Annotated in this window: 3 protein-coding genes and 1 pseudogene; all 4 read right to left on the minus strand. The window is 68.0% G+C overall.

Annotated elements, in window-relative coordinates; translation table 11 throughout:
- On the minus strand, positions 1-527 hold a 527-nt coding region (locus tag D183_RS0109240), incomplete at its 3' end, for a response regulator (protein WP_039726757.1).
- Between the two features lie 147 nt (positions 528-674).
- Positions 675-2,192, minus strand: a complete 1,518-nt coding sequence (lysS, locus tag D183_RS0109245) for a lysine--tRNA ligase (protein WP_017908739.1) — start codon at positions 2,190-2,192, stop codon at positions 675-677.
- A gap of 94 nt (positions 2,193-2,286) precedes the next feature.
- Positions 2,287-3,412 (minus strand): peptide chain release factor 2 gene (gene prfB, locus D183_RS0109250; RefSeq protein ID WP_100224025.1). Its coding sequence is split into 2 segments (ribosomal slippage): positions 2,287-3,336 and positions 3,338-3,412, totalling 1,125 coding nucleotides; the frame shifts between segments, so codons are not numbered across the junction.
- Between the two features lie 68 nt (positions 3,413-3,480).
- Positions 3,481-3,616, minus strand: a pseudogene (locus D183_RS26930) (LytTR family transcriptional regulator); the annotation flags it as partial.

The following is a 3,616-nucleotide window of genomic DNA, read 5'->3' on the forward strand; positions in this document are numbered from 1 at the left end:
TCCTCGACCTCGCGCATGCTGGCCAGCAGGCGCTGCTCCAGCGACATCGCGCGCTGCTTGATGTTCTCGCTCTGCAGCCGCAGTTGCAGCAGGTTGTGGCAACGCGCGCGCAGCTCGCGCGGGCGGATCGGCTTGACCAGGAAGTCGATCACCCCCGCTTCCAGCGCCGCCTGGCGGATCGGCTCGTCGCCGACCACGGTGATCAGGATGATCGGGATGTCGCGGTGCTTGGGCAGGCGGCGCAGGCGCCGCGCGAACTCCAGCCCGTCCATGCCCGGCATGCGGTAGTCGAGCAGCAACAGGTCGACCTTGCCGGCCTCGCACCAGGCCAGCGCGGCCTGCGAGTCGCCGAAGTCGCGCACGGTCAGTTCCGGGGCGATGTCCTCGATGACATGCCGCAGCATCGTCCGCGCGGAGGTCTGATCGTCGACGATGACGATGTTCAAACGATTGTCGCTTCCGTCCGCCCAGTGGAGACGGTCCCCGTTCGAGGACGCGCCGGAGAGGCTCATGCTGGCATCATGCATCTGCAATCCTCCGCCCGTCGCATCTGCGCGGGCTGCTGAGACGACAACGGGAACACGCCGACGCTGACTCACCCCGGCCCGTCCACCTCACTTCCTTTTGCGTGCAACGCCTGGTGCAAGAACCGCGCCACCTCGTCCGCGGCTAGGTTAAGCCTCCGGACGCATGTACGGAAACAGCAGCACGTCACGGATCGAGCTGCTGCCGGTGAGCAACATTACCAGTCGGTCGATGCCGATGCCCAGGCCGCCGGTCGGCGGCAGCCCGACTTCCAGCGCCCGGATGTAGTCGGCGTCGAAGTGCATGGCCTCGTCGTCCCCCCCGTCCTTCGCCGCCACCTGTGCCTGGAACCGCGCCGCCTGGTCTTCCGGGTCGTTGAGCTCGGAGAAGCCGTTGGCGATTTCCTTGCCGTTGATGAACAGCTCGAAGCGGTCGGTATAGCCCGGCTCGGTGTCGCTGGAGCGGGCCAGCGGCGACACCTCGACCGGGTGGTCGGTGATGAAGGTCGGCTGGATCAGGGTGTGCTCGACCGTGGCCTCGAAGATCTCCAGCAGCAGCTTGCCCCAGCCGTAGGACGGCTTGGTGCGGATCTTCAGCCGCTCGCAGTGGCGCAGCAGGGCCTCGCGGTCGGTGCAGTCGGCGGCGCTGATCTCCGGGTTGTGGTGGCGCACCGCCTCGTCCATGCGCCAACGGCGGAACGCCGGCGCCAGGTCGATGTCGGCGCCGTCCCAGTGCACCTGGGTGGTGCCCAGCACCTCGCGGGCGACGTCGCGGATGACGTTCTCGGTCAGGTCCATCACCTCGTGGTACGTGGCGTAGGCCTCGTACAGCTCCATCATGGTGAATTCCGGATTGTGCCGGGTGCTGACGCCTTCGTTGCGGAAATTGCGGTTGATTTCGTAGACCCGTTCCAGGCCGCCGACCACCAGGCGCTTCAGGTACAGCTCCGGGGCCACCCGCAGGTACAGGTCCAGGTCCAGGGCGTTGTGGTGGGTGGTGAACGGCTTGGCTGTGGCGCCGCCGGGGATGTAATGCATCATCGGCGTCTCCACTTCCAGGAAGCGGCGCGCGTCCAGCCAGGCGCGCATGGCGCGGATGATCTTGGAGCGCTTGACGAACACCTCGCGCGCCTCCGGCGACACGATCAGGTCGACGTAGCGCTGGCGGTAGCGCTGCTCCACGTCCGACAGGCCGTGCCACTTGTCCGGCAGCGGCCGCAGCGCCTTGGTCAGCAGCCGCAGGCCAGTGGCCTTGACCGACAGCTCGCCGGTCTTGGTGCGGGTCAGCCCGCCTTCCACGCCGATGATGTCGCCGATGTCCCAGCCCTTGAAGGCATCGTAGGCCTCGCCCAGGGCGTTGGCCTGCAGGAACAGCTGGATGCGCCCGGACTCGTCCTGCAGTTGCACGAAGCTGGCCTTGCCCATCACTCGCTTGGCCAGCAGGCGCCCGGCCAGGCGCAGGCTGCGGCCCTGGGCCTCCAGCGCCTCGGCGGTCCAGCGCTCGGTGTCGGCGAACTCGGCCTGCAGATCGCCGGCGAAGTCGCTGCGGCGGAAATCGTTCGGATAGGCCACGCCCTGCGCGCGCAGCGCGGAGAGTTTGGCGCGCCGTTCGGCGATGAGGCTGTTCTCGTCGACGGGAAGGGACGGCGCGGGGGTCTGCTCGGTCATGGGATGGGGGATGCGTGAGGAAGGGAAAGAATGCACCAGCCGGCGGGCCGTGTGCCGCCGCACGGCCTCCGTCGCCAGGACGGAGGCCACCGGTTCAGGCGTCGCTGCGTTTCGCGCCGGCTTCCAGGCCGGACTTGAGGCTGGCCTCGACGAACTCGTCCAGGTCGCCGTCGAGCACCTTCTGGGTGTCCGAGCGCTCCACGCCGGTGCGCAGATCCTTGATCCGGCTCTGGTCGAGCACGTAGTTGCGGATCTGGCTGCCCCAGCCGATGTCGGACTTGGTCGCCTCCACCGCATCGCGCTCGGCATTGCGCTTCTGGATCTCCAGCTCGTACAGCTTGGCGGCCAGCATCTTCATCGCGTTGTCGCGGTTCTGGTGCTGGCTGCGCCCGGTCTGGCAGGCCACCACGATGCCGGTGGGCACGTGGGTGATGCGCACCGCCGACTCGGTCTTGTTGACGTGCTGGCCGCCCGCGCCGGAGGACCGGTACACGTCGGTCTTCAGATCGGCCGGATTGATGTCGATGTCGATGTTGTCGTCCACTTCCGGCGACACGAACACCGAGGTGAAGCTGGTATGGCGGCGGTTGTCCGAGTCGAACGGCGACTTGCGCACCAGCCGGTGCACGCCGGTCTCGGTCTTCAGCCAGCCGTAGGCGAAGTCGCCTTCCACGCGCAGCGTGGCGGACTTGATCCCGGCCACTTCGCCGCCGGAGACTTCCATCAGCTCGGTCTTCCAGCCGCGCGACTCGCACCAGCGCAGGTACATGCGCAGCAGGATCTCGGCCCAGTCCTGGGCCTCGGTGCCGCCGGCGCCGGCCTGGATGTCGACGAAGGCGTTGCTGGCGTCCATCTGCCCGGAGAACATGCGCTGGAACTCCAGCTTCTCCACCTGTGCCTGGAAGCGGTCGACGTCGGCCAGCACCGCCTGCGCGGTGGCCTCGTCGTTCTCGCTTTCGGCCAGTTCCAGGAATTCCAGCGATTCGTTCAGGCCATCGAGCACGCTGGCGATGCCGCCGACGGTCTTCTCCAGGCTGGCGCGTTCGCGGCCCAGGCCCTGGGCGCGCTCGGGGTCGTTCCAGACGTCGGGGCTTTCCAGCTCCCGGGTGACTTCCTCTAGACGCTCCTTCTTGGCGTCGTAGTCAAAGAAACCCCCGTAGCGACAGCACCCGATCGGACAGATCGGCGATGCGGTGGCGAATCGGATTGAGTTCGATCATTGCGGCGTTTCCGGCAGACAAGAGCGCGATTCTAGCAATTCCGGCCGCCGCGCCACAGCGCCGCCGGACTACTCGACGGTCGCCGCCTCGCCCTCCCCGGCCGCCACGCGCAGCGCGGCGCGGTAGCGGCGGCTGCACGGCACCTGGCTGCCGTCGCGCAGGTGCACCCGCGCCTCGCCCGCCTCCAGCGGCTCGATCGAGACC

Origin of the sequence: Xanthomonas sp. SHU 199, assembly GCF_000364665.1 — a bacterium.
Lineage (GTDB): Bacteria > Pseudomonadota > Gammaproteobacteria > Xanthomonadales > Xanthomonadaceae > Xanthomonas_A > Xanthomonas_A sontii.

What these genes read in the sequence shown, in the direction of transcription:
- lysS (WP_017908739.1), bottom strand. Translation starts at nt 2,192, where the DNA reads ATGACCGAGCAGACCCCCGCGCCGTCCCTTCCCGTCGACGAGAACAGC.